This is a genomic window from Inquilinus sp. YAF38 (assembly GCF_052113205.1).
GTDB lineage: Bacteria > Pseudomonadota > Alphaproteobacteria > DSM-16000 > Inquilinaceae > Inquilinus.
Genome location: NZ_JBFRCU010000052.1, coordinates 24,651 through 51,049 on the forward strand (window position 1 = coordinate 24,651; position 26,399 = coordinate 51,049).

Annotated in this window: 24 protein-coding genes and 1 pseudogene; 9 read left to right on the forward strand and 16 right to left on the reverse strand. The window is 70.3% G+C overall.

The annotated features are described in order from the left end of the window. Positions 1–91: 91 nt before the first annotated feature. From AB4Z01_RS21830 to AB4Z01_RS21850, 5 genes are all read right to left on the reverse strand, one after another. Positions 92–1,492: a CehA/McbA family metallohydrolase gene (locus AB4Z01_RS21830; RefSeq protein WP_441697531.1), complete on the reverse strand. Its 1,401-nt coding sequence runs from the start codon at positions 1,490–1,492 to the stop codon at positions 92–94. Then, the gene (locus AB4Z01_RS21835) at positions 1,489–2,592 is read right to left on the reverse strand and encodes an ABC transporter ATP-binding protein (RefSeq protein WP_441697533.1); all 1,104 of its coding nucleotides are present in this window, start codon (positions 2,590–2,592) and stop codon (positions 1,489–1,491) included. The genes AB4Z01_RS21830 and AB4Z01_RS21835 overlap by 4 nt, the downstream gene beginning before the upstream one ends. Before the next feature lie 10 nt (positions 2,593–2,602). Then, positions 2,603–3,427, reverse strand: a complete 825-nt coding sequence (locus tag AB4Z01_RS21840) for a carbohydrate ABC transporter permease (RefSeq protein WP_441697534.1) — start codon at positions 3,425–3,427, stop codon at positions 2,603–2,605. 1 nt (position 3,428) lies between these two features. Then, entirely contained in the window at positions 3,429–4,346 is a 918-nt protein-coding gene (locus AB4Z01_RS21845) for a carbohydrate ABC transporter permease (RefSeq protein WP_441697536.1), read from the reverse strand. A gap of 195 nt (positions 4,347–4,541) precedes the next feature. Beyond that, positions 4,542–5,900 (reverse strand): extracellular solute-binding protein, encoded by a 1,359-nt coding sequence (locus AB4Z01_RS21850; protein ID WP_441697538.1) that lies wholly within the window; start codon positions 5,898–5,900, stop codon positions 4,542–4,544. A gap of 223 nt (positions 5,901–6,123) precedes the next feature. Between AB4Z01_RS21850 and AB4Z01_RS21855 the strand changes: the two genes are divergently transcribed. Together AB4Z01_RS21855 and AB4Z01_RS21860 are read left to right on the forward strand one after the other, a co-directional pair. Then, positions 6,124–7,170: a LacI family DNA-binding transcriptional regulator gene (locus tag AB4Z01_RS21855; protein WP_441697540.1), complete on the forward strand. Its 1,047-nt coding sequence runs from the start codon at positions 6,124–6,126 to the stop codon at positions 7,168–7,170. 166 nt (positions 7,171–7,336) lie between these two features. Further along, positions 7,337–9,298: a DUF5054 domain-containing protein gene (locus AB4Z01_RS21860; RefSeq protein ID WP_441697542.1), complete on the forward strand. Its 1,962-nt coding sequence runs from the start codon at positions 7,337–7,339 to the stop codon at positions 9,296–9,298. 7 nt (positions 9,299–9,305) lie between these two features. On the opposite strand, the gene AB4Z01_RS21865 is transcribed toward AB4Z01_RS21860, so the two are convergent. Next, entirely contained in the window at positions 9,306–9,542 is a 237-nt protein-coding gene (locus tag AB4Z01_RS21865; RefSeq protein WP_441697544.1) for a DUF1127 domain-containing protein, read from the reverse strand. A 213-nt stretch (positions 9,543–9,755) separates the two neighbouring features. Here AB4Z01_RS21865 and AB4Z01_RS21870 point away from each other — a divergent pair, with 213 nt between their 5' ends. Next, a complete protein-coding gene (locus AB4Z01_RS21870; RefSeq protein ID WP_441697546.1) occupies positions 9,756–10,175 on the forward strand; it encodes a lysozyme inhibitor LprI family protein in 420 nt (139 codons plus the stop codon). On the opposite strand, the gene AB4Z01_RS21875 is transcribed toward AB4Z01_RS21870, so the two are convergent. Beyond that, positions 10,176–10,604: a DUF2000 domain-containing protein gene (locus AB4Z01_RS21875; protein WP_441697547.1), complete on the reverse strand. Its 429-nt coding sequence runs from the start codon at positions 10,602–10,604 to the stop codon at positions 10,176–10,178. A gap of 131 nt (positions 10,605–10,735) precedes the next feature. On the opposite strand from AB4Z01_RS21875, the gene AB4Z01_RS21880 reads away from it, so the two are divergent. From AB4Z01_RS21880 to AB4Z01_RS21890, 3 genes are read left to right on the forward strand one after another with little or no spacing between them, the layout of a single operon-like run. Beyond that, positions 10,736–11,083, forward strand: a complete 348-nt coding sequence (locus tag AB4Z01_RS21880; RefSeq protein WP_441697549.1) for an Lrp/AsnC family transcriptional regulator — start codon at positions 10,736–10,738, stop codon at positions 11,081–11,083. Positions 11,084–11,090: 7 nt separating this feature from the next. Next, a complete protein-coding gene (locus AB4Z01_RS21885; RefSeq protein WP_441697550.1) occupies positions 11,091–11,612 on the forward strand; it encodes a GNAT family N-acetyltransferase in 522 nt (173 codons plus the stop codon). Beyond that, positions 11,612–12,061: a DMT family transporter gene (locus tag AB4Z01_RS21890; RefSeq protein WP_441697552.1), complete on the forward strand. Its 450-nt coding sequence runs from the start codon at positions 11,612–11,614 to the stop codon at positions 12,059–12,061. Before AB4Z01_RS21885 ends, AB4Z01_RS21890 begins: the two co-directional genes overlap by 1 nt. Positions 12,062–12,065: 4 nt before the next feature. Here the strand turns inward: AB4Z01_RS21890 and AB4Z01_RS21895 are convergent, their stop codons facing one another. Beyond that, positions 12,066–12,635: a precorrin-2 dehydrogenase/sirohydrochlorin ferrochelatase family protein gene (locus tag AB4Z01_RS21895; protein WP_441697554.1), complete on the reverse strand. Its 570-nt coding sequence runs from the start codon at positions 12,633–12,635 to the stop codon at positions 12,066–12,068. Beyond that, positions 12,635–14,353: an NADPH-dependent assimilatory sulfite reductase hemoprotein subunit gene (locus AB4Z01_RS21900; protein WP_441697555.1), complete on the reverse strand. Its 1,719-nt coding sequence runs from the start codon at positions 14,351–14,353 to the stop codon at positions 12,635–12,637. Before AB4Z01_RS21900 ends, AB4Z01_RS21895 begins: the two co-directional genes overlap by 1 nt. Before the next feature lie 122 nt (positions 14,354–14,475). Here AB4Z01_RS21900 and AB4Z01_RS21905 point away from each other — a divergent pair, with 122 nt between their 5' ends. The 3 genes from AB4Z01_RS21905 to cysC are packed head-to-tail and all read left to right on the forward strand — an operon-like array spanning position 14,476 to position 17,909. Beyond that, positions 14,476–15,213 carry a phosphoadenylyl-sulfate reductase gene (locus AB4Z01_RS21905; protein WP_441697557.1) on the forward strand — a complete coding sequence of 246 codons (738 nt, stop codon included), beginning with the start codon at positions 14,476–14,478 and terminating at the stop codon, positions 15,211–15,213. Between the two features lie 3 nt (positions 15,214–15,216). Then, positions 15,217–16,011 carry a sulfate adenylyltransferase subunit CysD gene (gene cysD, locus AB4Z01_RS21910; protein WP_441697559.1) on the forward strand — a complete coding sequence of 265 codons (795 nt, stop codon included), beginning with the start codon at positions 15,217–15,219 and terminating at the stop codon, positions 16,009–16,011. 2 nt (positions 16,012–16,013) lie between these two features. Then, positions 16,014–17,909: an adenylyl-sulfate kinase gene (gene cysC / locus AB4Z01_RS21915; RefSeq protein WP_441697561.1), complete on the forward strand. Its 1,896-nt coding sequence runs from the start codon at positions 16,014–16,016 to the stop codon at positions 17,907–17,909. Positions 17,910–18,022: 113 nt separating this feature from the next. Here the strand turns inward: cysC and relB are convergent, their stop codons facing one another. The 7 genes and pseudogenes from relB to AB4Z01_RS21950 form a co-directional block, all read right to left on the reverse strand. Continuing rightward, positions 18,023–18,196: a type II toxin-antitoxin system RelB family antitoxin gene (gene relB, locus AB4Z01_RS21920; RefSeq protein WP_441697563.1), complete on the reverse strand. Its 174-nt coding sequence runs from the start codon at positions 18,194–18,196 to the stop codon at positions 18,023–18,025. Positions 18,197–18,241: 45 nt separating this feature from the next. Beyond that, positions 18,242–18,502, reverse strand: a complete 261-nt coding sequence (locus AB4Z01_RS21925; RefSeq protein ID WP_441697565.1) for a TfoX/Sxy family protein — start codon at positions 18,500–18,502, stop codon at positions 18,242–18,244. Next, positions 18,499–19,503 (reverse strand): tryptophan--tRNA ligase, encoded by a 1,005-nt coding sequence (gene trpS, locus AB4Z01_RS21930; RefSeq protein ID WP_441697567.1) that lies wholly within the window; start codon positions 19,501–19,503, stop codon positions 18,499–18,501. Before trpS ends, AB4Z01_RS21925 begins: the two co-directional genes overlap by 4 nt. A 61-nt stretch (positions 19,504–19,564) precedes the next feature. Then, the gene (gene murJ / locus AB4Z01_RS21935; RefSeq protein ID WP_441697569.1) at positions 19,565–21,100 is read right to left on the reverse strand and encodes a murein biosynthesis integral membrane protein MurJ; all 1,536 of its coding nucleotides are present in this window, start codon (positions 21,098–21,100) and stop codon (positions 19,565–19,567) included. A 48-nt stretch (positions 21,101–21,148) separates the two neighbouring features. Next, positions 21,149–24,385: an error-prone DNA polymerase gene (locus tag AB4Z01_RS21940; protein ID WP_441697571.1), complete on the reverse strand. Its 3,237-nt coding sequence runs from the start codon at positions 24,383–24,385 to the stop codon at positions 21,149–21,151. Positions 24,386–24,737: 352 nt separating this feature from the next. Beyond that, positions 24,738–26,273 (reverse strand): Y-family DNA polymerase, encoded by a 1,536-nt coding sequence (locus AB4Z01_RS21945; RefSeq protein ID WP_441697573.1) that lies wholly within the window; start codon positions 26,271–26,273, stop codon positions 24,738–24,740. Further along, positions 26,188–26,399 (reverse strand): annotated as a pseudogene (locus AB4Z01_RS21950) (hypothetical protein); the annotation flags it as partial. The pseudogene AB4Z01_RS21950 and the gene AB4Z01_RS21945, both read right to left, overlap by 86 nt.

The following is a 26,399-nucleotide window of genomic DNA, read 5'->3' on the forward strand; positions in this document are numbered from 1 at the left end:
GCGCGCGCCCGTTCGCTGGCGAGGCCACGACGCTGTGCGCCTCGTCATGAGAGGGAAAGAGCCGGAGAGTCGATCTCAAGGTCCACCGGTATCACCCGACATAGATCGGGTTGCTGAGGGCCCGCCGCAGCGGCTGGGCGGCGATGTCGCCGCGGGTCACGCCGGCCGGCAGGCTGCGGCCCTCCAGCGCCTGCAGAAATTCGGCCTCGAGCCGCGGGCGGGTGGCCACGGCGACGATCTCGGCCCGCAGGAACCGGTCGGGCGAGGGCAGGGTCAGCCGGCCGATCCAGTCCTCCGCCGGGATCTCCTGCTCGGCGACCGTGCCGCCTGCATCGACCCAGACCAGCCGGTCGCCGGCCGCGCCGCGCAGCTCCGCCTCGACGGTCCAGACGGTGCCGCCGAGCCGGGTGCCGCCCATCGGCACGCCGCCGGCGGTGACGGCGAGATGCGGCCCGTCCGGCCCCTCGGTGACATAGCCGCGGCCGGTACGCAGCGCCTTCAGCACCGCCTTCTCCGACAGCTCCGGCAGCCACAGCGCCGTGGCCGGGCGCCCGAGGCCGAGCGGGCCAGGCGCGGCCAGCGCCGCCGGCTGATGCCAGTCGCTGCCGCCGATCAATGAGATGCGGCGGCCTTGCCGCAACCGGTCGTCATAGCGGGCCAACGAGATCCAGTTGCCGGCGAACCAGTGCGACTGCCAGGCCTCCATGCAGGCCACCGCCGGCAGCTCGTGCCGCCAGGGGATCGGCGGCTTGTCGTGGTTGATCGACAGCAGGCCGCCGGCGCGGTGCACCGCCTCCGCCAGACGGTGCGGATCGCCCGGCGCGGTCACGCGGAAATCGATCCAGCTGTCGGCGCCGAAGACATTGGCGTGGCCCTCGGCCGTGGTGACCTCCTCGCCGCGGATGAAGACCAGGTCCGGGGTGCTGCGCGGGTCGAAATAGCGGCGCTGGGTGGTGGTGTTGTGGTCGGTCACCGCCAGGAAGCGCAGCCCCGCTTGCCGCGCCGCCTCGTGCAGCAGCTCCGGCCCGCCTTTGGCGTCGCTGTGATGGGTGTGGCAATGCAGGTCGCCGCGATACCAACCGGGTGACCGGTGGTGTATCTCGGCCGCCGGCTCGGGCGACCAGGCGGGGCGCGGCGCGTCGTCGAGGCGGAGGGTCAGCGCCACCTCGGCGCCGCCCGGCGGCACGCGGTACAGGCCGAGCAGGACGGTCCAGGTCCCGGCCGGGATCGGCCCCGGCACATAGCCGGGGGTGGCGTCGTCAGTGGCGACGAAGAAGCCGTCGCGGGCACCGCCGCTCCAGCCGCGGAAGCCGGCCGGGCTGGGGTAGGCGGTGGCGCGCGGGTCCATCAGGCCGAGATCGATGATGCAGTCGCCGGTCTTGGCATAGGCCATGGCGACGTCGATCCGGGTGGTGCCGGGCGGGATCTCGACCGGGACCGGGCGGTAGGGCCCTTCCGTCGCCGTCACCCGGACGGTCAGCGCCTGGGTCACGGTTCCTCCCGCGCGCCGGGGATGCGGCGCCCCTCGCCGTCGAACAGCACGAGATCCTCCGCCCGGAAGCCGAGCCGGACATCGCGGCCGAGGCTCAGCGGATCGTCGCCGAAGATCCGGGCGGTGACTCGCCGGTCGCCAGGCAGCAGCATCGTGACCAGGCTTTCCGGCCCCATGCCTTCATTGGCGAACAGCTCGCCGGAGAGGTGCCAGTCGTTGCCGCCGATGCCCAGATGTTCCGGCCGGATGCCGAGCGTCAGCTTGCCGCTGCGGTCGATCGCCAGGCCCAGCGCATCCCACAGCGGCAAAGGCGGGGCCTGCAGCCCGTCGGCCGCCAGCAGCGCCGCGCCGTTGTGCAGGATGGCCTCGACCGGCACCAGGTTCATCGGCGGGTTGCCGACGAAGCCGGCGACGAAGGTGGTGGCCGGACGGCGATAGACCTCGATCGGCGGGGCGTATTGCACCACCTGTCCCGCCTCCATCACCGCCACCCGGGTCGCCAGCGCCATCGCCTCGGCCTGGTCGTGGGTGACGTAGATCGCGGTCATGCCGATATCGCGCTGCAGATGGTTCAGGAAGGCCCGCGCCTCCAGCCGCAGCTTGGCGTCGAGGTTGGAGAGCGGCTCGTCGAAGAGATAGACCTGCGACGGGTGCACCAGCGCCCGGGCCAGCGAGGCGCGCTGCTGCTGGCCGCCGGAGATCTGCGACGGGAGCCGGTCCAGCAGATGGCCGATCTGCAGGATGTCCGCCACCTCCTGGGTCCGGCCGCGCCGGGCCTCCACGGGGGCGCCGCGGACCTTCAGCGGATAGCCGATGTTCTGGCCCAGCGACATGTGCGGGTAGAGGGCATAGTCCTGGAACACCATCGACAGGTTGCGGTCCCTCGGCGGCTTCCGGGTGACGTCCGTGCCGCCGATCAGGATGCGGCCGGCGGTCGGCTGCTCCAGCCCCGCCACCATGCGCAGCGTCGTGGTCTTGCCGCAGCCGGAGGGCCCGAGCAGGCAGACGAAGTCGCCGTCGCCGATGTGGAGGTCGATGTCGCGCACCACCGTTAGGTCGCCGAAGGCTTTTTGGACCTTCTCCAGCGTTACGGAAGCCATCGGACCTCGCTCACGATTTGATGCCGCCGAAGAACCGGAAGCCGAACTTCCAGCTGACGAAGAGGTAGAGCGCCACCACCGGCGCCGAATAGACCACGGCATAGGCCGAGAGCAGGGTGACGACCGGCGTCCCGGCCTCGGAATAATAGGAGTAGATCGCCAGCGCCGCCGGCATGCGGGATTCGCTGCGCAGCAGCACGAAGGGGATCAGGAAGCTGCCCCAGATCTGCACGAAGGCCCAGACCGCGACGACCACCACGCCGGGGCGGATCACCGGCAGGGCGACGTCGAAGAAGGCGCGCAGCGTTGAGGCGCCGGCCACCAGCGCCGATTCCTCATAGGTGCGGGGCAGCCCGTCGATGAAGTCGCGCAGGATGAACATCGCGGTCGGCAGCAGGCCGCCGGCGAAGACCAGGATCACCGCGATGTGGGTGTCGACCAGGCCGATGGCGCTGACGATCAGGAAGATTGGCACCATGGCGGCGGAGCCGGAGACGACCGACGAGAACAGCAGCAGCAGATACGTGATCGGCCCCTTGCCCGGCACCGGCGCCCGCGACATGGCATAGGCCGCCAGCGTCGCCGCCGCGGTCACCAGGGCGACGCCGCCGACGCTCTGGATCAGGCTGTTCAGCAGCGCCCGCATGGCGAAGCCGTTCTCGAACGCCTTGGCGAAGTTGCCGAGGGTAAACGGGTCCGGCACCGCCAGCCCCAGCTCGGCCCGCGCGTTGAACGGCGCCAGCACGAACCACAAGAGCGGCAGGGCGAAGACCAGGCCGATCAGCGCCGCCAGGCCGGCGAACAGGATGCGGAGGAGGAGGGGGCGCAGCGCCATCTCAATGCTCCGCCACGGCCTTGCGGCGCCGCGCCAGGCCGAGATAGACCAGCGCGAAGGCCAGGTTGATCAGCATGATGACGACGCCGACCGCGGCGCCGCGGCCGAACTCGAAATGCTTGAAGGCCAGCTGGTAAGTGTAGATCGACAGGATCTCGGTGCGGAAGGACGGGCCGCCGCCGGTCAGCAGGAACGGCGTGAACACGTTGAAGGTCCACATCGTCACCAGGATCAGGTCGGTCACGACATGGCCGCGGATCAGCGGCAGGGCGATGTCGCGCAGCTTCTGCCAGGACGAGGCGCCGACGACGTTCGCGGTCTCGAAATAGCTCGGCGGGATCGACTGCAGCGCCGAGGAGAACAGCATCATCGAGAAGGCGGTGCCGCGCCAGGTGTTGAACACCACGATGGCCAGGAACGGCATCTCCAGCAGCCAGTCCGGCCGGGGCAGGCCGAGCGTGCCCAGGATGCCGTTCAGCGTGCCGGCGTCGCGGTCGAGATAGGCGAACCAGGCGAAGCCGATCACCACCTCCGGCAGGATCCAGGCCGCCACCACCGCCGCCTGGATGGCCGCCTTCAGGGCCGCATGGATGTTCTGCAGCAGCCAGGCCAGCAGCAGCCCCAGCAGCGCCTGGCCGATCAGGGCCGAGAGCAGCACGAACTGGACGGTCAGGATCAGCGACGCGCCGAACTCGCCGGGGGCGAAGAACGAGCCGGCGTCGAACAGCGAGGTGTAGTTCTGCAGCCCGACGAAGTCCGGATGAAGCGCGGTGCGGCCCAGCAGCGTGCGGTTGGTGAAGCTGACCGCGATGATCCAGAAGAACGGGACGACGACGAACAGCCCGACCAGCACCCCGGCCGGGACCATGAAGGCGGCCCCGGACCGGGCAGAGAGCAGGGTGGGGCGGTTCTCCATCATCCTCCCCCTCCCCTCGCGGGWGGGGGTAGGGGGAGGGGGCTGCCGCAGATCGAGCGGTCGTCGCGAGAGCGTGCCCGTACACCGGATAACGGCCTTTGGGCATTCGCGCGCGGACGCGCGCAGACCCCTCCCCCTGGCCCCCTCCCGCAAGGGGAGGGGGAGATTAAAAGGCGGACGGTCACGACGCAGCCATCCTCAGCTCTTGCTGATGGTGTTGGCCTCGCCGACGATCTTCTTCACGGCGGCGCCGTAGCGGGCCATCGCCTCCTCCGGCGTGGCGTTGCCGGAGACCACGGCCTCGGTCATGCGCTGCAGCTCGGCCGAGACCTTGTCGTAGTTGGGGTCGTTCGGCCGCGCCGTGGTGATCGGCATCAACGCCTTGGCGGTGTCCTGCAGGAAGGTCGAGTTCGGCACCGGCACGTCGTCGCGGATGCGGATCCGCTCCTCGAAACCCTGATAGGCGGCCAGCGCCGGTTGGCTGTTCATGAAGGCCAGCAGCGCCCAGGCCTCCTTCGGGTTCTGGGTGTTCGGGTTCAGCACGAAGCCGGTGCCGCCGGAGATGGTGACGAAGTCGCGCCCGTCCAGCCCGCGGCCCGCCGCCTGGGCCGGGATCTTGGCCCAGCCCATGGTGTGGTCGCGGTCGGCCACGGCGAACTCGCTGCCCGACGCGGTGACCGAGCGGTAGAACCAGTCGCCCTCCACCAGCATCGCGGTCTTGCCGTCGCGGAAATTGGCGAAGCTGCGGTTGCGGCCGTCGGCCAGCAACTGGGCGCGCTGGTCGCCCAGCTTCTCGTCGACATAGATGGTCTTGTACAGATTCAGCGCCGCCAGGATCGCCGGGCTGCCGGTGATCCATTTGCCGTCCTTGTCCTGCAGCGCCTCGCCGGCGCCGAGCAGCAGCGGGTAATAGCCCTGCATGGTGGTGGCCTCGCCCATCGAGACCCCGGCGTTGATCTGCAGCGGGAAGCTCTCCGGGTCGGCCTTCTTCAGGGCGCGCGCGGCCGCAAGCAGCTCGTCCCAGCTGGCCGGCTGCCAGCCCTCGGCCTTCAGCCCGGCCTTAGCGAACACGTCGCGGCGGTAGTAGATGACGCGGACATCGGTGCCCTCGGCCAGGCCGTAGCGCTTGCCCTGGTAGGACATCAGCGCCTGGGCGCCGGCCGAGATATGCGGCCAGCCGTCCCAGCCGTCGACCTCGGAGCCGGCGATCTCGTCGAGCGGCTTCAGCAGGCCACCCTCGACGAAGCTCGGGATCAGGAAGCCGTCGAAGCTGGAGACGTCGGCGCCGGCGCCGGTGGAGAAGTCGAGCGCTAGCTGCTGGGTCAGCTGCTCGTCGGTGCCGCCGAAGCTCTTCAGCGTCACGGTATTGCCGGCGCCGGCCGGGGTCTTGGCGAACTCGGGAATGACCCAGGTCTTGATCCAGGTCGCCAGCTCGGTGTTCACGCCGCCCTCGACGCAGCGGCAGACGATCGACAGATCGGCGGCTTTCGCCGGCGCGCTCCAGGACAGGGTTGCGAGCAGGCCGGCGGCGAGAATCCCCAGGCGATGTGCGGTCATGCGCTGTGTCCTCCCATGGCGGCGCATCCTTCAGGCGGGATGCGGCTTCGAGCAGAAGTGAACACGCTTTCAGTTTTCCGTCAATCGGGATCGCTCTGATCCTTGGATATCGCCACATCCGCTCGTGGATACGAGGGATACAGCCAAATTCCCGTGCGACTATGCTTGACAGCCCCATGCCGTCTGCCCAGTGTGACTGAAAGCGATTTCAGTTGAGGCGCAGGTGGCACGCGAGGACCAGCCCAGGGGACAATCCATCGCCGAGATAGTGGCGGACCGGGCCAAGGTCTCGCGCGCCGCGGTCTCGCGGGCGTTCAACCCGAAGGCGCCGCTCAGGGCCGACAAGCGTGCGCTGGTGCTGCGCATCGCCGAGGAGATGAACTACATCCCGAACATGGCCGGCCGGGCGCTGGCCACCCAGCGGTCGCATCTGGTCGGAGTGATCGTGCCGCATGTCTGCAGCCCCTGGGAAAGCCTCGAGATCGACGCGCTGACCACGGCGCTGCAGGACCGCGGTTTCGCCACGCTGCTGTTCAAGACCCGGATCGACCGCAGCCTGGACCCGAAGCTGTTGTCCTATATGCGGGCCTACAACCCGGACAGCGTGGTGGTGTTCACCGAGAACGTGCCGCCCGACCAGCTGCACCGCGCCTTCGACCAGGCGGTGCCGGTCTATGTCGATTATCCGAACGAGGCCGCCGATCCGGGGCCGCTGCCGGAATCCGGGATGCATCGCTTCGACTGCCTGCGGGTGCTGCAGCGCGACGGCATCGAGCAGGCGGTAGCCCTCTTGTCCGGCTTCGGCCGCCGCCGCTTCGCCTATCTGGCCGGCAACCCGAACGCCCAGGCCAACACGGCGCGGCTGCGCACGCTGCAGCAGGTGCTGACGGCGCGCGGCCTGCCGCCGGCCGCGGTGGTCGAGGGCGATTTCAGCTACCAGCGCGGCCACGATGCCATCATCGAGCTGTTCCGGGCCGGGCCGGGCGCCGAGGCGGTGTTCGCCGCCAACGACGTCAGCGCCTTCGGCGCGCTCGACGCCCTGCGCCATGCCCTGGGGCGGAAGGTGCCGGAGGATGTCGGCGTCGTCGGCTTCGACGACATCGACCAAGCCGCCTGGCGCAGCTACGACCTCACCACCATCAAGATCGATGTGGAGGAACGGGTGGCCGCGCTCGTGCGGCTGATCCTGCAGCGCCTGCAGCACCGGGCCGCCCCGCCGCTGGTCGAGACGATCCGCACCAAGCTGGTCGTCCGCAGCACCGTGGGTTAGGAGCCCGCCCGCAAATGCTACTGGCGTGGCCGCTTGATGCCGGTTTCTCCGCTTCCGGTGCTCACGGACGAAATGTCCGCTGCGCGCCGGTTCTCGAAACCGACACCAATCGACTCACGCCAGCGCATTTTCGGACGAGCTCCTGCAGCCCTACAAGGACCACCCGATGACCGGCCGGACGATCCACCTCGTCTTCAAGACGCATCTCGACATCGGCTTCACCCAGCTGGCCGAGACGGTGCGGCGGGAATACCACGAGGTGTTCATCCCGCGCGCGATCGACACCGGCGAGCACTTCTTCGCCGAGGACCCGGCGCAGCGCATGTTCGTCTGGACCACCGGCGCCTGGCTGATCTGGGATCATCTCGAGACCCAGCCGCGCGACAAGGTGCGGCGGCTGGAGCAGGCGATCGAGCGCGGGCTGATCCGCTGGCACGGCCTGCCCTTTACCACCCACACCGAGTTGATGTCGCCGGCGCTGTTCCGCGCCGGCCTGTCCTATGCGCAGGAGTTGGACCGCCGCTTCGGCACCAGCACTATCGCCGCCAAGATGACCGACGTGCCCGGCCACCCGCTGGGCATCGTGCCGATCCTGGCCGAGGCCGGCATCCGCTTCCTGCACATCGGCGTCAACTCGGCCTCGACCCTGCCGGAGGTGCCGCCGCTGTTCCGCTGGCGCGCGCCGTCGGGCGAGGAGGTGCTGGTGGCCTATCAGAGCAGCTACGGCGCCACCTTCTTCCCCGAGGGGATGGACCAGGGCCTGAGCTTCGCCCACACCTCGGACAATGTCGGGCCGCAGGGCATCTCGGCGGCGGCGGAATGCCATCGCGAGCTGCGGGCGGCGAATCCGGGTGCCGCGATCCGGGCCTCGACCCTGGATGATTTCGCCGCCACGATCTGGCCGCAGCGCGAGCGCTTCCCGGTGGTCGACCGCGAGATCGGCGACAGCTGGATCCATGGCAGCGCCAGCGATCCAGAGAAGACGGCACGGTTCCTGGCACTGCAGCGGGTCTATGACCGGTTCGCGGAGGAGGGGCTGGACGCGAGTCGGTTGGCCTTCGGGCAGCGCCTGGCGATGGTCGCCGAACACACCTGCGGCGTCGACGTGAAGACGTTCCTGCGCGACGAGGCGGCCTGGGACCGGCCGGAGTTCGAGGCGGCGCGGTGGCTGGACCCGCGCTTCGGCTTCGCCGAGAGCTCCTGGGCCGAGCAGCGCGGATACCTCGATGCGGCCGTGGAGGCGCTGTCCCCGGCCGACCGCCCGGCGGCGGAGCAGGCACTGGCCGAACTGCAGCCGGGCGCTCCGGCCGCCGGCGACATGGATCGGAGCATCCGGACGATCGAGATCTGGGTGAACGATTGGCATCTCACCGTCGACGGCGAAAACGGGGGCCTACGCGAGATCTTTCGGCGAGGTGAGCCCATACTGGCGGGGCTCGATGGTAGCCTGATCAGCTATACCTATGAGAGCTACGACGCGGCCGATGTTGCCGCGCATATGCAGGGCTATCTGACGCAACAGATCGAATGGGCCCTGCTGGACCATGGCAAGCCGGGGTTGGAGCGGGCGCGGACCGCGCGCTCCGCTGTTTGGCGGCCGCGCCTGACGGGGTTCACGCAGGATAGTTCCAGCCTGACTCTGCTGCTGGACCTGCCCGAAGAGGCGCATGCCGTCTTCGGCGCCCCGCGGCGGGCGGAACTGCGAATCGCCCCGGCGGAGGACGCGCTCGACCTCGTCCTGGTGCTGCGCGACAAGCCGGCGAACCGGATGCCGGAGGCGAGTTTCCTGAGCTTCACCCCGGCCGGAATCGAGAGCTGGGACTTCCGGAAGATGGGGCTGTGGCAGCCGGCCGGCCGCATCACGCCCCGGGGCGGGGGTCAGCTGCAGGCGGTGTCCGGCATCCGCGGCCGGCTGGCGCATGGCGGCACCCCCCTGCTGCAGTCGCTCGACGCGCCGCTGGCGGCGCCGGCCGCCTCGCCCTTCATGCCCTTCACCCCGGGCCTGCCGGACTTCTCCGGCGGCGTGCGGATCAACCTGCACAACAACAAATGGGGCACCAACTTCCCGATGTGGTGTGAGGGCACGCTGCAGTTCCGCTTCCGGCTGCGCTTGACGGCCGGCGGCTGAGGCCCGGTCACCGCGGGACTCGCTCCGTCCGGTAGGTGTCGCGCGCAACGAGCCCGATCTGATCGCGGCGGACGCCCAAATCAGCGAGCAGGTGGTCGCTGAGCGCCAGCAGCTTCGCCGTATCCCGCCGCAGCCGAAGCCGCTGCCGGACCCAGGCGACGCCGCGGACGATTGTGGTCAGGATCGCCGGCCGGGCGGCCGGAGCGGTTGCCCGCGACCCGCGGGGTGAAACGATCATGGTCATCTCGGATCCTCCTTGGATGCCGATCCCACCATGGCCCGCTCGGGCAGGGGATCGCTGTCACCGGCGTCACACGCACACTGCCGGCCGCAGGACTGGGCCTGCGGGCCGGTCGATGTTTCGGCCGTAGCCGACTCCCTGTTGGCAGTCCGCGTTGGAAGCCGCTACGAATCGGGCATGTCAGCGGAATTCCTGCCGAGGATGGGGAGATCGTCCATGCGTGCTTCACTCGCCGGTCTCGTCGCCCTGCTGGCGGTTGCGGCCGTCGCCGGCCCGACCCGCGCACGGGCCGATGACTGCGACAGCGCCCAGAGCCAGGCGGATCTGAACGAATGCTACGGCAAGGCGTTCAAGGCGTCGGATGCCGAGCTGAACAAGCTCTACAAGGAGATCACGGCCCGGCTGAAGGACGACGCGGACAAGACCAGGCTGCTGGTGGCGACGCAGCGGGCCTGGGTCGCCTTCCGTGACGCGGAGTGCAGTTTCCAGGAATCCGCCGTCGCGGGCGGCACCGCCGCCCCGATGATCCACGCGATGTGCCTGGACGGCCAGACCAAGAGCCGGATCGAGGACTTCAAGGCCTATCTCAACTGCGAGGAAGGCGACATGAGCTGCCCGGTCCCGGCGGCGAACTGATCAGCGCAGCAGCTTGAGCGAGCCGGTCAGCGACTTGATCCATTTCTCCGGGCCGGCGAGGCCCAGCCCGTCGATCGACTCCTCGCCCAGGTCGCGGCCAGGGAAGGCGGCCTCGTATTCGGCATAGGCGTGCAGCGACCGGGCGAAGGCCGGGAAGGGCACCACCGCCCGCTCGCCCGCTCCCTTGTCCGGTTGCGCCAGCGCCTTCAGCAGCAGCGCCCGGATCACCGCCGCATCGGCCTGCAGCACTGGCACCGGCTGGTTCGAGCTGATGTCGATGGTGCGGTCGTGGCGGTCGGTCAGCTGTCGCGCTGCCAGGGCCGGCAGCCGGGCCCCCAGGCCGATGGCGATGGCGCCGGCGGTGTTGGCGATCAGCCCGAGCGGCAGGTCGGGGTTCACGACGATGGTGAGGCGGAGATCCTGGGTCATGGCGGCTTTCAGGAGAATGTCTTCTGCCCGGCAGGATACATCCCGCTGCTTGGTCGATCCTGCCTATCCTTGCGCTAATCACCCGGGTTTCTGGTAGAGTCTACCGAGATGAATCCTCTTCAAGGCAGATCATGCTCGAACCGGTCGATCTCCGCATCCTGGCCGCCCTGCAGCAGGACGGCCGGCTGACCAACCAGGCGCTGTCGGCCGAGGTCGGGCTGTCGACCTCGCCCTGCTGGCGCCGGGTCCGCCAGCTGGAGGAGGACGGCGTCATCCAGGGCTATGCGGCGCTGCTGGACCGGCGGCGGATCGGCCTCGGCGTGCTCGCCTTCATCCGGGTCAGGATCGACAGCCACAGCGAGGCCGAGGCGGAAGAATTCTCCGAGAGCGTCCGGCAACTGCCGGAGGTGGTCGCCTGCTACAGCATCGCCGGCGATTCGGACTTCCTGCTGCAGGTCGTGGCCTGTCCATTGTCCTGAGGGTGAGATGCGCATTCGCGATGCCGAGACCGGCGACATCGCCGGTATCCTGGCGATCTACAACGACGCGGTGGCCCACACGACCGCGATCTGGAGCGAGACCGTGGTCGACGCAGCGAACCGCGCCGCCTGGCTGGCGGAGCGCCGGCGCCTCGGCTATCCGGTGCTGGTGGCGATCGACGATGACGGCCGGGTGGCGGGGTACGCCTCCTTCGGCGACTGGCGCGCCTGGGACGGCTACCGCAACACCGTCGAGCATTCGGTCTATGTCCACCGCGACCGGCGCGTCGGCGGGGTCGGCAAGGCCCTGATGCTGGAGCTGATCGTCCGGGCGAAGGCGCTCGGCAAGCACGTCATGGTCGCGGGCATCGAGGCCGGCAACGCCGGCTCGATCCGGCTGCACGAATCGCTCGGCTTCGAGCCGGCCGGGGTGATGCGCGAGGTCGGCGCGAAGTTCGGCCGCTGGCTCGACCTGGCCTTCCTGCAACTGCGGCTCGACGATCGCGCCGGTCCGGACGGGCGGGCCTGATGGGCGCCGCCCCGACGGTAGCGCTGCTGGTTTCGGCCGGACTCTGCCTCGTGCTGCAGAACCTGCTGATGGTCCGGATCACGCTGTCGGCCTCGACCGTGCTGATCGCGCTGGTGATCAACTCCGCCGTCGGGCTGACGGTGCTGCTCAGCCTGCTGCTGATCCGCGACGGCGCAAGTGGCGTGGCCGAGGCGGTGTCGGCCCTGCGGCCCTGGGCATTTCTGCCGGGGCTGCTCGGCTCGTTCTTCGTCTTCGCCGGGATCCTCGGCTACCAGCGGCTGGGGGCGGCGCCCACCATCGCCATTCTGGTGGCGAGCCAACTGGTGGCCGGGCTGGCCGCGGACCAGCTGAAGCCTGGCGCCCAGGCCCTCTCGGCGCAAGGGCTGCCGGTCCTCGGCGCGATCCTGCTGGTCGCCGGGGCCGTCCTGGTCGCCCGGCGGGGCGTCTGACCGCTCAGGCCCCCGGCCGGCCGAGCCAGCCTTCGCCGTCGATCACCGCATCGACGGCACGGGCGATCTCGTGCGGGCCCTTGCCCTGGGCCCGTAGCTCGGCGCGCAGCAGGCCGAGCCGGGCCAGGCGGGCGCCCCAATCGCGATGGATCAGCCGCTCGGCGAACAGGCGCAGCCGGCCGGCCAGGCGCGGGCTCTGGCCGCCGGTCGAGATCGCCACCACCAGGTCGCCGCGGCGGACGATCGCCGGCAGGTGGAAATCGCACAACGCCGTGCGATCCTCGACATTGACCAGCAGGCCAAGCTGGCGGGCGAGGTAGGCGAGGTCGGCGGCACGGGCCTCGTCGAGATCGGCCACCAGCAGCAGCCGCTGGACACCGAGATCGGCCGCACTGGGCAGCCGGCGCCGCAACCGCGAACCGGCGGCCAGCACCAGGTCCGGCGACGGCGCATCGGAGAACACGGTGACGGTGAAGCCGCCCTCGTCCAGCTGGGCCAGGCGATGCACCGTCTTGTCACCGATGCCGACCAGGGCGACCGGCACCGCCTCCGGGCACAGCGTGATCGGCAGCATCACAGAGCCTTGCCGCCGGGCAGCAGGGCGGCGAGCTTGTCGTTGCCCTGGCGATGGCACCAGTCGCCGAAGCCCTCGCCCGGCTGCCGGTCCTGCGCGAAGGCGCCGAGCAGCGGGTCCAGCGTGTCGGCGATCGCCGCCTCGGGCACCTTCTCGGTCAGCTTGCTGTTCAGCCGGGTGCCTTCGAAATCGCCGCCGAGGAACAGGGCGAAGGTGCCGGGGGTGCGGCCGACCAGGCCGATGTCGCCGGCATAGGGGCGGGCGCAGCCATTCGGGCAGCCGGTGATGCGGATGCTGATCCGCTCCTCGATCAGTCCGTGCTTGCGCAGGGCCGCCTCGACCGAATCGATCAGCGGCTCGCGGATGCGCTCGGCCTCGGACAGCGCCAGGCCACAGGTCGGAAGGGCCGGGCAGGCCAGGGCCCAGCGGCGCACGGCGGTCAGATCCTCGGCGAAGACCACGCCGTGGCTGCGCAGATGCGCCGTGATCTCGTCGCGCTCATTGGCGGCGATGTCGGCGATCAGGATGTCCTGCTGCGGCGTCAGCACCGCCGGCTTGGCCCAGTTCTCGAACAGGCTGCGCAGCGCGGTGCGCAGCCGCACATTCGGGCCGTCCTCGATCCGGCCGCTGGCCACCGGCAGGCCCAGCCAGAATCGGCCGTCGCCCTGCTCGTGCCAGCCGAGATGGTCGGGCACCTGGAACGGCGCGTGCGGCAGCGGGTCGGCCAGGACCCGGCCGAACTGGCGCTCCAGCTCCTTGCGGGTCCAGTCCAGGCCCATGTCGTCGAGCACGTATTTCAGCCGGGCGCGCTTGCGGTCGGCGCGGTTGCCGTGGTCGCGGTACAGGCGGATCACCGCCTCGGCGCCCTGCAGGAGCTCGCCCGGGCCGACCGAGGCGATCGGCGACGCCATGCGGGCATGGGTGCCGGCCTTGGTATGGGTCAGCCCCTGGCCGCCGCCGAGATTGAGGTTGTACCCGACCAGTTGGTCGCCCTCGAACACCGAGAGGATGCCGAGATCCTGCGTCAGCAGGTCGATCGAGTTGTCCTCGGGCGTGGCGAGGCCGATCTTGAACTTCCGCGGCAGGTAAGTGGTGCCGTACAGCGGCTCGTCCACCGATTCGGCCGGGGTCTGGTTCTCCTCGTCGAGGAACAGCTCGTAATAGGCCMGGCTCTTCGGCAGCAGCCGCGTCGACAGGAAACGGGCATCCGCCTCCAGCCGCGCATGCACCGCGTCGCGGATCGGCGCCGGGGTGGTCATGACGTTGCGCACCACGTCGCCGCAGGCAGACATGGTGGTCAGCATCGAGTGATTGATGTCGGCGATCGTCGCCTTCAGGTTTCCCTTCAGCACGCCGTGGAATTGGATTCCCTGGCGCGTGGTAATCCGCAGCGTTCCATTGGAATACCTGTCGGCGATGGCATCGAGAGCCAGGTACTGCTCGGCCGTGAGCCGCCCGCCCGGGATGCGGGCGCGGACCATGAACTGGTATTCCTTCTCCAGCCCCTGCTTCTTCCGCGGTGTCGCGGTGTCGCGGTCGTACTGCTCATAACTGCCGTGGAATTTCAGCAGGTTATAGCTTTCCTCGGTGACCGAGGGACCGGGGGTGAGGAGGTCGGCGGCGATGCCGCCGCGCAGGAATCGACTCTGTTCCTTCACGCCTTCGACGGCGGAAAGCTTCGGCGGAGCCGCAGGAGCGGCGGACTGTTCGGCGGACATCGGCGGCGGCGTTCTATCCACAATTGATGGTTGACATTAGGCTTCTGATTCACACACAGTCAACCAGCAAATGCACTCTATTTTACAGTAAAGTAGGAGCAATTGCCGAGCATGAGCACCCGATGTCCGCCTCTGCCGCTGCCACTTCGCAGCTCGAACAGGAGCTGATCGCCGCCGATTTCGCCGGGCTGGACGGGTGTGCGCTGATCGAAAAGGTGCTGGCGGATTCCAGGCTTGGCCAGGTCGCGCTGGTGTCGTCCTTCGGCACCGAATCCGCGGTGCTGCTGGCCCTGGTGGCCGAGGTCGCGCCGGCCACGCCGGTCGTCTTCCTCGACACGCTGCGGCATTTCGGCGAGACTCTGCGCTATCGCGACCGCTTGGTCGCGCAGCTCGGACTCGAGGATGTACGCTCGGTCAGGCCCGACCCCGCTGAGATCGCCAGACGAGACCCCGACCTGCTGCTGTTTCAGCGTGACCCGGACGCGTGCTGCGCGCTGCGCAAGGTCGAGCCGCTGGAACGGGCGCTGTCCGGCTTCGGTGGCTGGATCACCGGCCGCAAGCGGTTCCAGGCGCTCACCCGGGCCGATCTGCCGGCGGTCGAATGGGCGCCCGATGAGGGCCGCTTCAAGATCAATCCGCTGGCCGGCTGGTCGCCCGACCGGGTCGCCGCGGAATTCGAGGCGCGCGATCTGCCCCGCCATCCGCTGGAGGCCGACGGCTTCCTGTCGATCGGCTGCATGCCCTGTACCGAGCGGGTCGCGCAGGGCGCAGACCCGCGCTCCGGCCGCTGGTCTGGCCAAGACAAGACCGAATGCGGTATCCACCGCACCGCCGATCCCTCCCCAGTCACGTTCCTTTAGGCCATGAATCATCTCGACGAACTCGAAGCGGAGAGCATCACCATCCTCCGCGAGGCCTTCGCCCGCATCGATCGGCTGGCGCTGCTGTGGTCCATCGGCAAGGATTCCACCCTGATCCTGTGGCTGCTGCGCAAGGCGTTCTTCGGCCACGTGCCGTTCCCGCTGATCCAGCTCGAGACCCATATGGAGCTGCCGGAGGTGTACGAGTTCCGCGACTGGCTGGTGCGCGAGTGGAACCTGCCCCTGATCATCGAGGACTGCCCGCCGGAGGAGGACATGGACCCGACCCTGGCGGCGGGGGCCCGGGCGGCGGCGCGCAAGACCGAGGGGCTGAAGGCGGTGGTCCAGCGCGAGGGCTTCGAGGGCATCATCGTCGGCATCCGCCGCGACGAGCAGGGCACGCGGGCGAAGGAGCGGGTGTTCAGCCCGCGCAGCTTCGAGGGCGCCTGGGACGTGGCCGACCAGCCGGCCGAGTTCTGGGGCCAGTACAAGACCCGGTTCGAGCCCGGCACCCATGTCCGGATCCATCCGATCCTGAAATGGACCGAGATCGACGTCTGGCGCTACACCCAGCGCGAGGGCATCCCGATCGTGCCGCTGTACCTGGCCAAGGACGGGCTGCGCTATCGCTCGCTCGGCGAGAAGAACATCACCCTGCCGGTGGCCAGCGACGCCGACACGATCGAGGCGATCATTGCCGAGCTCGAGACCACCAAGGTCTCCGAACGGTCCGGCCGGATCATCGACAACGAGACCGAGGACGGTTTCGAGCGCCTCCGCAGCGCGGGGTACATGTGATCATGGACGGAATCGTCGCCCTGCACCCGGCCCTGGCCGCCGCCCGCACCCTGCGCGTCGTCATCGCCGGCCATGTCGACCACGGCAAGTCGACCCTGATCGGCCGCCTGCTGCACGACACCGGTGCGCTCGGCCCCGAGCGCGTCACCGCGGTCGAGGCAATGAGCAAGAAGCGCGGCATGCCGTTCGAATGGTCGTTCCTGATCGACGCGCTGCAGTCGGAGCGCGACCAGGGCATCACCATCGACACGGCCGAGGTGCAGTTCCGCACCCCGCGCCGGCGCTATGTGCTGATCGACGCGCCGGGCCATGCCGAGTTCCTCAAGAACATGGTCTCCGGCGCCGCCGGGGCCGATGCGGCGCTGCTGCTGGTCGATGCCCGCGAGGGCACGCTGGAGCAGTCGCGCCGCCACGCGCTGATCCTCGGCCTGCTCGGCATCACCCAGGTGGTGGTGGCGATCAACAAGATGGACCTGGTGGGATACGACCAGGCCCGCTATCAGGCCGTGGTCGACGAGATCTCGGCCTATCTCGGCAGCGTCGGCATCACCCCCTCGGTGGTGGTGCCGGTGGCCGCCCGGCACGGCGAGAACATCGCCACCCGCTCGGCCCTGATGCCCTGGCATGACGGGCCGTCGCTGGTCGAGGCGCTGGATGGGCTGGAGGCGGCGCCGACGCCGACCGACCAGCCGCTGCGCCTGCCGGTGCAGGACGTCTACAAATTCGACGAGCGGCGCATCGTCGCCGGCCGGATCGAGAGCGGCGGGCTGGCGGTCGGCCAGACGCTGCGCTTCGCGCCCTCGGGCAAGGTCGCGCGCATCGCCGCGATCGAGAGCTGGCCGGCGGCCGAGATCACCACGGCCAAGGCCGGCCAGGCCGTCGGGCTGACGCTCGACCCGCCGGTCTTCGTCGAGCGCGGCCAGATCGCGACCCTGGTCGACGAGGCGCCGGCGAGCGCGACCCGTCTGAAGCTGCGCCTGTTCTGGCTGGCGCGCGAGCCGCTGCGCCCCGGCGCACGGTTGACGCTGCGCCTGGCATCCGCCGAGCATACGGTGACGGTGGAGCGCATCGCCCATGTGGTCGAGGTGCACACGCTGGAGACCCGGACCGCGGAGCTGGTGCGGCGCAACGAGACGGCGGAGATCGAGGTGGTCGGCCGCACCGCCATCGCCTTCGACCGCCATGCCGAGCTGCCGGGCACCGGCCGCGGCGTGCTGTTCGACGGCTACGACGTCGTGGGCGGCGTCACCATCCTCGACGCGACCGGCGATAGCCGCCTGCTGTTCCCGACCGAGCGGCGGGTCGATGCCGCGGCACGGCGCATCGCCAACGGCCATGCCGGCGGCGTGGTCTGGCTGACCGGCCTGTCCGGTGCCGGCAAGTCGACCCTGGCGACGGCGCTGGAATCCCGCCTGTTCGCCCGCGGCTGGCAGGCCACGGTGCTGGACGGCGATTCGCTGCGCACCGGCCTGGGCCGCGACCTCGGTTTCTCGACCGAGGACCGGGCCGAGAATGTCCGCCGCGCGGCCGAGGTGGCGCGCCTCTTCGCCGAGGCCGGGCTGATCGCGATCGTGGCCCTGATCTCGCCGGAGCGCTGGCACCGGGCGCTGGCCGGCGACGTGATCGGCGACGGCTTCCGCGAGGTGTTCGTGAAGGCCGACCTGGCGATCTGCGAGCAGCGCGACCCGAAGGGCCTCTACGCCAAGGCGCGCCGCGGCGAGATCCAGGGCTTCACCGGGGTCTCCGCCCCCTATGAGGCGCCGGAGACGCCGGACCTGACGATCGACACCGGCGCGATGCCGGTGGATGCCGCGATCGACCTGCTGGAATCCTTCGCCATCACCAGCTTCGCCGGCGCCGCCAAGCGGGCCGGGGAGGACGCGGATCCGTCGATTTAGCCCTGCTCTCTTCTGTCATGCCCGGGCTTGACCCGGGCATCCAGAGGCTGTCGACATTTTCTGGATTGCCGGGTCAAGCCCGGCAATGACAAATGGAGAGGGCGACAGCCGGCCTACCGGCTCTCGTCGATCAGCGCGCGCAGGCGTGCCATCGCCTCGTCATAGGGAACCGGGGGCTGCGTGCTGGCCAGGGCCGCTTCGACCTTGGAACGGAACCAGCGATCATAGGCCTCGGCCTCTTCGACCGTGGCGAACTCGGATTCGATCGGGGACAGGGCACGGCTCATGCCCTCAATATAGGGGCTTTCCGGGCCGGTGACCACCGGCCCGGCTCACTCCACCCCGGCGTCCTTGCGCAGCAGGGCGCGCAGCTCCTGCGGCAGGGCGGCCCAGTGCTGGTTGGTCAGGGCGCCGTGCAGGGCGTAGAGGGCGTTGACCGTGATCAGATCCGGCTGCGCCGCCTTCAGGCGCTGCCAGGCCTCGACCGGGCCGATGGCGCGCAGCTCGGTCTCGGTGGTGATGCCGACGGCGGCTAGCCACTCCGCGGTCTTGGGCCCGAGATTGGGCAGGGACGAGATCGGGCGCTCCCTCACGGCCGCAGCAGCCCCATGATGTCCTGCGTCTCGGCCAGCACCGGCGCCGCGATCGCGGCGGCCTTCTCGCCGCCCCGGCGCAGCACGGCGTCGACATGGCCCGGATCGGCCATCAGCCGGCGCATCTCGCCGCCGATCGGCGCCAGCACCGCCACAGCGACGTCGGTCAGGGCGCCCTTGAAGGTCGAGAACGGCGCGCCGCCGAACTCGGCCAGCACCGAATCGACATCCTTGCCGGCCAGCGCGCCGTAGATGTTGACCAAGTTCTCGGCCTCCGGCCGGCTCGTCAGCCCCGCGGCCTCGGTGGGAAGCGGCTCGGGGTCGGTCTTGGCGCGGCGGAACTTCAGCGCGATGGTGTCGGCGTCGTCGGTCATGTTGATGCGGCTGTAGTCGGACTCGTCCGACTTGCTCATCTTCTTCGACCCGTCGCGCAGGCTCATCACCCGGGTGGCGGAGCCGAGGATCTGCGGCTCCGGCAGCGGGAAGAACTCGACGCCGTAGCGCTGGTTGAACGACTGGGCGATGTCGCGAGTCAGCTCCAGATGCTGTTTCTGGTCCTCGCCGACCGGCACATGCGTGCCTTTGTACAGCAGGATGTCCGCCGCCATCAGCACGGGATAGGCCAAGAGGCCGTGCATCGCCGTGTCCTGCTGCTTGCCGGCCTTGTCCTTGAACTGGGTCATCCGCCGCAGCCAGCCCAGCGGGGTGACGCAGGAAAACAGCCAGGCCAGCTCGCTGTGCTGGGGCACCTGGCTCTGCGCGAACAGGATGCTGCGTGCCGGGTCGATGCCGACCGCCAGCAGCGTCGCCGCCAGCTCGCGGATATGGGCGCGCAGCTCGACCGGATCCTGTGGCTGGGTCAGAGCGTGCAGGTCGACGACGCAGTAGATGGTCTCGAACTCCGCCCCGTCCTGCAGCGCCACCCAGTTCCGCACCGCGCCGAGATAGTTGCCGAGGTGCATGTTGTGGGTGGGCTGGATGCCCGAGAAGATGCGCTTCATGTCCGCCGATGCCGCAGAGGGTGGGGGAGGCTCGGTTTATGGCCGGGGCGATACAGCCGGGTCAACCCGCCTGATGTCCGCGGCGCCGGAACTTGGCCAGCTCGCCGCGGTCGACCGCGCCCAGCAGTAGGCACAGGACGGCGTAGAGGGCGACGCCGCCGGCGATCAGCGTCGCCAGTGCCGCGCCGCCGGTCGCCGTCATGGCCTGCCGGGCCAGCAGCAGCCCGGCCGCCATGCCCAGCGCCGCCAGCAGGATCCGGCCGCCGCGCCGGCGCAGCCCGGCATCAACCGGCAGGGCGCCGCGGCGGTGCAGCGACCAAGCCAAGAGGCCGGCATTGACCCAGGCCGAGGCGCCGGTGGCCAGTGCGATGCCGACATGGCCCAGCGGCCGCATCAGCAGCACGGCGCCGGCCACCGCCAGGAGCGTGGCGACCAGCGCGGTGCGCATCGGTGTCGTCGTGTCCTGCCGGGCGAAGCACAAGGTCGAGAACACCCGGATCAGGATATAGGCCGGGATGCCGGCGGCATAGGCGGCCAGGGCGCCGGCCACGGCCACGGTCTGCGCCGGCCCGAAGGCGCCGCGCTCGAACAGCCCATGCACGATCGGTCCGGCCAGCAGGATCAGCCCGGCGGCGGCGGGCAGGCCCAGCAGCAGCGCGTATTCGATCGCCCGGCTCTGAGTTGCCGCGACATCCTGCGGCCGATCCTCGACCAGCAGGCGGGTCAGGGTGGGCAGCAGGGCGGTGCCCAGGGCGATGCCGACGATGCCGAGCGGCAGCTGGGTCAGCCGGTCGGCGTAGTACAGGGCGCTGACCGCGCCAGCCGGCAGGAAGCTGGCGATCAGCGTGTTCAGCACCATCTGGATCTGGGTGATGCCGGTGCCGATCGCGCCCGGCCCCATCAGCACCACGAGGCGCCGCAGCCGCGGCCCGATCCGCGGCGGCATCAGCCGCACCGGCACGCCGTGGCGGCGGCAGGCCAGCGCCAGCCAGGCCAGCTGGACGATGCCGGACAGGGTGACGCCGATCGCCAGCGCCCGGCCGGGCGATCCGGCCAGCTGCGTGCCGAACAGCAGCGCCGCGATCAGCACCAGGTTGAACAGGATCGGCGCCGCGGCGAAGGGGGCCAGCTTCTCCTGCGCGTTCAGCACCCCGCCCAGCAGGGCCGAGACCGACATCAGCAGCAGATAGGGGAAGGCCAGCCGGGCATAGTCCAGCGCCAGCGCCTCGCGCACCGGATCGCCGACAAAGCCGGGGGCGATGATGGCCAGGATCGCCGGCATGGCCAAGAGGGCCAGCACGGTCAGCGGGATCAGCACGGCCAGCAGCGCCGCCAGCACCTCGCCGGCGAAGGCCAGCGCCGCGGCCCGGCCGCGCTCGCCCCGCTCGGCCGCGTATTGCGGCACGAAGGTGACCATGAAGGCGCCGTCGGCGAACAGGCGCCGGGCCAGGTTGGGCAGCTTGACCGCGATCACGAAGGCGTCGGCCATCGGCCCCGCGCCCAGCAGCGAGGCGGTCAGGATATCGCGGGCGAATCCGGCGATCCGGCTGACGGCCGTCAACCCCCCGACCGTCGCCATGCCGCGCAGTAGTGACATGGCCGAGCTTTAGCCGGGTTTTACGGCGGCGGGAAGGCGCGGCGCTCTTCACTTGAAGTCGCGGCTGCGCAGCGTCACCCGGTGGCCGCGGCTGGGGTCGGCACGGGGGCGGGCCTGGTGGCCGGGGTCGAGCACCACCTGGTCGGTGCCGCGGGCCAGGACGGGCAGCTGGTCGGTCCAGTCGACGAAGCGCTCGGCCACCACATGGATCACCTGGTGCTCGCCCTCGCCGACCTTCTGCACCCGGCCCTCGCAGGCCAGCAGGCGGCCGGCATAGACGGCACGGCGGTACTGCTCCGACACCTGCGACCAGACCACGATATTGGCGGCACCGCTCTCATCCTCGACGGTGACGAAGATGGTGCCATTGGCGGTCTGCGGCCGCTGCCGGAACAGCACGATGCCGGCGATGCGGATGCGGGCGCCGTCGCGGGTCTGGTCGTCGCGCAGGCTGCGGGCCGGGACGATGCCGAGCCGTGTGAGCGCCGGCCGCAGCAGCGCCAGGGGATGTTTGGTCAGCGACAGGCCGGTGGTGGCGTAATCCTCCAGCACCTCCAGCCCCGGCGGCAGGGGCGGCAGCTCCGCCGCTTCTTCCTCGAACAGCGCCAGCTGGGCCGGGCGGGCGGCGAACAGCGGCAGGGCCTCGCCCTCCACCCCGGCCACGGCCCACAGCCCCTGCTGCCGGTCGAGCCCGATCGAGCCGAAGGCGGCGGCCTCGGCCAGCCGGTCCAGGGCGCGGGACGAGACGCCTGCGCGGCGCACCAGCTCGGCCGGCGAGGCATAGCCGGCGCCGCGCTGCTTCACGATCTCTTCGCCTTCGTCCTGGCTCAGCCCCTTCACCAGCCGCAGGCCCAGGCGCACGGCGTGATCCTGGCCGCCGGTCGGCTCCAGGGTACAGTCCCAGCCGCTGCGATTGACGTCGACCGGGCGCACTTCCACGCCGTGCTCGCGCGCGTCCCGCACCAACTGCGCCGGGGCGTAGAAGCCCATGGGCTGCGAGTTGATCAGGGCGCAGCAGAACACCTCGGGGTGGTGGTGCTTGACCCAGGCGCTCTCATAGACCAGCAGCGCGAAGGAGGCGGCATGTGCCTCGGGGAAGCCATAGCTGCCGAAGCCCTTGATCTGGTTGAAGCAGCGTTCGGCGAAGTCGCGCTCATAACCGTTGGCGACCATGCCGTCGACGAAGCGTTTCTCGTAGGTGTGAATGGTGCCGACATTCTTGAACGTCGCCATCGCCCGACGCAGGCTGTCGGCCTCGGCCGGGGTGAACTTGGCGGCGACGATGGCCAGCTTCATGCCCTGTTCCTGGAACAGCGGCACGCCCATGGTCTTCTCCAGCACCTCCTTGAGCTCGTCCTTCGGGTAGCTCACCGGCTCGATCTTGTCGCGGCGGCGCAGATAGGGGTGCACCATGTCGCCCTGGATCGGGCCGGGGCGGACGATCGCGACCTCGATCACCAGGTCGTAATAGGTCTGCGGCTTCAGCCGCGGCAGCATCGACTGCTGGGCTCGGGATTCGACCTGGAACACGCCGATCGAATCGGCCCGGCTCAGCATGTCGAAGACCGCTTTGTCGGTCGGCCGACGGCCCAGCTTCGGCCGTTCGGGGAATGCCTCCGGATAATGCGCGTGCATCAGGTCGAAGCAGCGGCGCAGGGCGGTCAGCATGCCCAGCGCCAGCACATCGACCTTCAGCATGCCCAGCGCCTCGATATCGTCCTTGTCCCAGCAGATGACGGTGCGGTCCGCCATCGCCGCGTTCTCGATCGGCACCAGCTCGTCCAGCCGTTTGCGGGCGAAGACGAAGCCGCCGGTGTGCTGGCTGAGATGGCGGGGAAAGCCCATCAGCTCGACCGCGAGCTCCAGTGCCAGGCGCAGCCGGGGATCGGCCGGGTCCAGCCCGGCCTCGCGCACTTGGCCCTCGTCCAGCCCGTTCATGCTCCAGCCCCAGACCGAGCCGGACAGGGCGCCGATCATGTCCTCCGACAGGCCCATCGCCTTGCCGATGTCGCGCACCGCGGCGCGGGTGCGGTAGCAGATGACGGTCGCCGTCAAAGCGGTGCGGTGCCGGCCGAACTTCTCGTAGATGTGCTGGATCACCTCCTCGCGCCGCTCATGCTCGAAATCGACATCGATGTCGGGCGGCTCGTGCCGCTCCTCGCTGATGAAGCGCTCGAACAGCAGGTTGACCTCGACCGGGTTTACCGCGGTGATCCCCAGGCAATAGCAGACGATGCTGTTGGCGGCGGAGCCGCGGCCTTGGTTCAGGATATCCCGGCTGTTCGCGAAGGCGACGATGTCGGCCACGGTCAGGAAGAAGGGCGCGTAGTCGCGCCGGCCGATCAAGTCCAGCTCCTTCCCGATCTGGCCGCGCAGCCCGGCCGGCACGCCCTGCGGGTACAGCCGGGTCGCCCCCTCCCAGGCCAGCCGCTCCAGCCGGGCCTGGGCCGGCTCGCCCTCCGGCGTGATCTCCTCGGGGTACTGGTACCTCTTGACCAGCTCGTCCAGGTCGAAGCGGCAGCGCTCGGCGATCTCGACCGTCCGCTCCAGCGCATAGGGATGGTCGCGGAACAGCCGCTCCATCTCGTCGGGGGTCTTCAGGTGCCGCTCGGCATTGGCCTCCAGCCGCCAGCCAGCCTCGTCGATGGTGCAGTGCTCGCGGATGCAGGTGAGCGCGTCTTGCAGCCGGCGCCGCTGCGGCACGTGGTACAGCACGTCGTTGGTGGCGACCAGTTGCGCCCGCGTGCGGAAGGCCACCTCCCGCAGATCCTCCAGCCGCCGGGCATCGTCGCCGCGATAGCGGTGGCTGGCCGCCAGATAGACCCGCCTGCCCATGTCCGAGCGCAGCCGGTCGAGATGGGCGACGAAACCGTCATCGATGCGGTCGGGCGGCAGCGCCACCAGGATCTGGCCGTCGCTGAACGGCAGCAGGTCGGCATGATGCAGCAGGCATGCGCCCTTCTTTGCCCGGCTTTTCCCCTCGGTCAGCAGCCGGCACAGGCGGCCATAGGCGTCGATGTCGGTCGGATAGCACAGCAGGCTCGGCGCATCGGCGAAGTCGAGCCGGCAGCCGACGATGTAGGGGATGCGGCTGGCCTTGCGGTGGTTCTCGTTGCGGTTGGCGGCGACATGGCCGCGCACGATCCCGGCCAGGGAGTTGCGGTCGGTCACCGCGATGGCCGACAGGCCCAGCAGGATCGCCGTCTCCACCAGCTCCGCCGGATGCGACCCGCCGCGCAGGAAGGAGAAGTTGGTGGTGACCTGGAGCTCGGCATAAGCGGTCATGACGGGACCGCCTTCCGCCGGGATCCCTTACCAAGTCCCCCCTCCCCTTGCGGGAGGGGGGCAGGGGGAGGGGTCTGCGCGCGTCCGCGCGCGAAGGGGGCTTCTTTACAATTCCCCTCATCGTCATTGCGAGCGTAGCGAAGCAATCCAGAGGCCGCATGCACCAGCCCCTGGATTGCTTCGTCGGCTTTGCCTCCTCGCAATGACGGTGAGAGGAAAGTGCTCTGTAAACACAGATGCTGACGATCACGAGGTGCCGGCTCGGGGCTGCGGCAACCCCCTCCCCCTGTCCCCCTCCCGCTAGGGGAGGGGGGACTCAAAATGGGCAGAGCCCGCGAGACCACCCCGGCCATCAGTCGAACATCCCGTGCAGGAACCAGCGCGCGGTTTCGCCTTCCTGGTACAGGCCGGCGCGGTAGACCCAGAAGCGGCGGCCGGTGTCGTCCTCGACCCGGTAATAGTCGCGGATCATGTCGGGCTCGGCCCGGTCCTGCGGCCTGGATCGGCGCCACCATTCATAGGCGATGCGCTCCGGCCCGTCGGCGCGGCGCACGCGATGGGTCGCGCCGGCCCAGCGGAACTGGGTCGGCGGATCGTCCGGCACCTGGGCGATCGCCTCGATCGGCTCCGGCCGGCGCAGCAGGCGCAGGGGCCGCACCCAGCCGGGTGGCCAGGGCTTGCTCTGATCCGGCGCCAGCGGCGGCCGGGGCGCGACGCAGCGCTCGGGCAGATGGCTCTCGACCGCGGCCGGGCGCCAGATCCGGTCGAAGCCGATGCGGTTGCCGACGATGTCGACGAAGCCGGCCAGATCGCCGATGCCGGGCCCTTCCCCCTCCAGCGTGTTCAAGCCGGACTGGTGGCCGCCGACCGGGGCCACGCGGTCGGCGCGCAGGGTCGCCACCTCGACCCCGAAGCCGGGGTCGACCCGGTCCAGCCGGTCGGCCAGCAGGCGCCCGACCCGGGCCGGGTCGCGCACCGGCAGGGCGGTGCGGATGGCGATGGTCTGGCAGCGGCCGTCGACCCGGTGGAAGGCGGTGGTGAACTGGGCCGCGCCCATCATCCGCGCTTCCAGCCGGGCGCAGAGATCGGCGGCCAGCGCGGCGATGGCGCGCTGCAGATCCTCCGGCGTGCCGATCGGCTCGGCGAAGGCCAGACGGGCGAACCAGGGCGTCGGCGGCCGGCGGAAGCCGACCGTCTCCTCGGCCCGGCCCAGCGCCTGGTCCAGCCGCAGCAACGGTCCGGCGCCGAAGCGGCGGGCCAGGCCGGGGCGCGGCGCCGCCAGCAGCTCGCCGATCCGGGTCAGGCCGATCCGCTGCAGCGCCGCCACCTCCTCCTCGCCCAGCCGCAGCGCCGCCATGGGCAGGGGGGCCAGGGCCGCGCGCTCGGCGCCATCCGGCAGGATCCGTCGGTCGGTCCGGTCGTAATGTGCCAACGCCCAGGCGGCGCCGAAGCTGCCGGCGACGGCGATGCGGGCGGGCAGGCCCCAGCGCTCCAGCCGTGCGGCCAGATCGGCCACCAGCCCGTCCTCGCCGCCCCAGAGATGGGCGCAGCCGGCGATGTCGAGCCACAGCCCATCGGGCGGGCAGGGGGCGACGGCGGGGCTGTAGCGGCCGGCCCAGCGCACCAGCCGGACCAGGGCGCGGGCGTCGGCGGCGTGGTCGGCCGGGATCAGGGCCAGGCCCGGCAGCACGGCGCGGGCGTCGGTCGCCTTCTGCCGCGGCCGGATGCCGGCGGCCCAGCCGCGGTCGTCCACCGCCACCACCTGGCGCCGCTGCTCGACCGTCTCGACGATCGCGACCGGCTCAGCCGGCCAGGCGTCGGGCGGCGTCGTGAGTCTCAGTCGCGTGATCGGCCAGTTCGGCAACCACAGCGAGACGATCCGTCCCATCCTCGGTCTCCACGATCCAGCGGCCGGGCCGGCCGCCGCGGCTGTGGGTCAGGGCCAGCTCCCAGCGCGCCGGCCCGACCCAGGCGGCGGTGCCGCCGCTCGGCGCCGGGGCCACGGTCCAGCGCG